The organism is Mesorhizobium sp. M1A.F.Ca.ET.072.01.1.1 (genome assembly GCF_004023325.1).
Classification (GTDB): Bacteria; Pseudomonadota; Alphaproteobacteria; order Rhizobiales; family Rhizobiaceae; genus Mesorhizobium.
Window position 1 is genome coordinate 1 of record NZ_RZSF01000574.1, and the last position, 2,296, is coordinate 2,296.

The 2,296-nt window shown below is 68.3% G+C and carries 3 protein-coding genes; all 3 read left to right on the forward strand.

What is annotated here, in order from left to right; genetic code table 11:
- Positions 1–5 precede the first annotated feature (5 nt).
- Positions 6–143: a hypothetical protein gene (locus tag EOA32_RS36435; RefSeq protein WP_281015310.1), complete on the forward strand. Its 138-nt coding sequence runs from the start codon at positions 6–8 to the stop codon at positions 141–143.
- A complete protein-coding gene (locus EOA32_RS36440; RefSeq protein ID WP_128374247.1) occupies positions 140–1,444 on the forward strand; it encodes a DUF58 domain-containing protein in 1,305 nt (434 codons plus the stop codon). Before EOA32_RS36435 ends, EOA32_RS36440 begins: the two co-directional genes overlap by 4 nt.
- Positions 1,441–2,296 (forward strand): stage II sporulation protein M (locus EOA32_RS36445; protein ID WP_145971493.1); only part of this gene is annotated, 856 nt, incomplete at its 3' end. The genes EOA32_RS36440 and EOA32_RS36445, both read left to right, overlap by 4 nt.

Here is a 2,296-nt window from a genome sequence, read left to right on the forward strand (position 1 = left end):
ATGTCATCCCCGACGACGTCAAGGCTTTAGCCGTGCCGGCGTTGCGCCACCGCGTCATCCTCTCGCCGGCGGCGCAGATCGACGGACGGCTGGTCGAGCAGATCGTGTCCGACCTGGTCGACCAGACGGAAGCGCCGCGTTGATCTATCCGAGCGGCAGGGCGGTATGGGCGGCGGCGGCGGGAGCGATTCCCGCCTTCCTGATCGCGCTCGCGCTGCCGCATGTCTGGTATCTCGGGCTGCTCTGGATTTGCGCATTGCTTGCCTTCCTGGCGGTCGACGCGGCGGCCGGGCGTGGACGCGCGTCGCTCACCGCCACGCTCACCGCACCGCCGCAGGTCGGCGTCGGCGGACGTTTCACGCTGCACATCGCGGCCGGTCTCGGGGCGCGAACGCACCGGCTGCAGGCGCGCGTCGGGCATGACCAGCGGCTGGCGCCGGTCAACGGCACGGGCGGCACACTGCCGGCAAATGGCGGCACGCTCGATCTCGAATTCGACGCCGTTCGGCGCGGCATCGCCAGCTTCGATCGGCTGTGGCTGCGCTGGCAAGGGCCGTTCGGGCTGGTCTGGAACCAGGCCGCGCTGCCGGTGGACCGCAAGATAGCGGTGCTGCCCGATGTCAGCCGCGCCCGCGACGAGGCGATCACGCTGCTGCTGCGCTCCGCTGTTGCCGACGGCCATGCGCAGAAGCGCGCCGGCCAGGGCCGCGAGTTCGAGGCGCTGAAGGAATACCAGCCCGGCATGGGCCGGCGCATGATCGACTGGAAGCGCAGCGCCCGCCACGGCAAATTGCTTGCCCGCGAATTCCGCATCGAAGAGAACAACAACATCGTCTTGGCCATCGATAGCGGGCGGCTGATGTGCGAGCCGGTCGAGGGCGTGCCGAAGGTCGACCGGGCCGTGACGGCGGCGCTGCTGTCCGCCTTCATTGCGCTCAAGGGCGGCGACCTCGTCAGCCTGTTTTCTTTCGACGCCAGGCCGCGCGTTTCCAGCGGCGCCGTGCGCGGCTCGCCGAGCTTCACCATGATCCAGAAGCGCGCCGCCGAGATCGACTATTCGACCGAGGAGACCAATTTCACCCTGGCGCTGACGACGCTCGCCGCGAAACTCGACCGGCGCTCGCTGGTCATCGTCTTCACCGATTTCGTCGACCCAATCAGCGCCGAGCTGATGCTGCGCACCGTCGGGCGGCTGACCGAACGGCATCTGGTGCTGTTCATGCTGATGAAGGATGTCGAGCTGGAGACGCTGGCGGATATGGCGCCTACCGCCCCGGAGGACGTGGCCCGCGCGGTCACCGCCGGCGACCTGCTCAGACAGCGGCAGGTGGTGATCGGCAGGCTCAGGCTGCTCGGCGCGCATGTCATCGAGGCCGACCACCAGCGGCTCGGCCCCGCCCTGGTCGAGCGCTATATCCAGCTCAAGGAGGAAAACCTCTTATGACGCTGCCCGCCGGCACCGATGCCGTCCGCCAGTCGCTGGCAAGCTTCCGCCAGGAGCGCGAGGCCGACTGGAAGGCGTTCGAGGCGCTGCTTGCCCGCGTCGAGAAGCGCGCGCCGCGCGCGCTGTCGGAAGAGGAGCTGCTGTCGCTGCCTCTGCTCTACCGCTCGGCGCTGTCCTCGCTTTCGGTGGCACGCGCCACTTCGCTCGACAGCGCGCTCGTCGCCTATCTCGAAGCGCTCTGCCTGCGCGGCTATTTTTATCTCTATGGCGCGCGGCGATCCTTGAGAACGCGCATCGGCGACTTCTTCCTGCACGACTGGCCGGCGGCGATCCGCGACTTGTGGCGCGAGGTGTGGGCATCGGTCGCCCTGACGGTGATCGGTGCCGCTGCCGGATACTGGCTGGTCGCCTCCGACAAGCGCTGGTACGACGCCATCATCGCGCCGAGCCTCGCCGGCGGGCGCAATCCGGATTCGTCGGCCGAGATGCTGCGCAGCGTGCTTTATGGCGGCGGCGACCACTTTCTCTCGGGCTTCGCAGCTTATCTCTTCACCCACAACACGCAGGTGTCGATCCTGGCCTTCGCGCTCGGCTTCGCCTTCGCGGTGCCCAGCGTGCTGATCATCCTGATGAATGGCTGCATGCTCGGCGCCATCTTCCAGATCTATGCCGCCAAGGGGCTCGGTTTCGAGCTCGGCGGCTGGCTGTCGATCCACGGCACGACGGAGCTTTTCGCCATCGCCATCGCGGGCGCGGCCGGCATGCGCATCGGCACCAGCATCGCCTTTCCCGGCGAGCTGACGCGCGTGGCCGCGGCCTCACGCGCGTCAGCTCGCCGGGAAAGGCGATGCT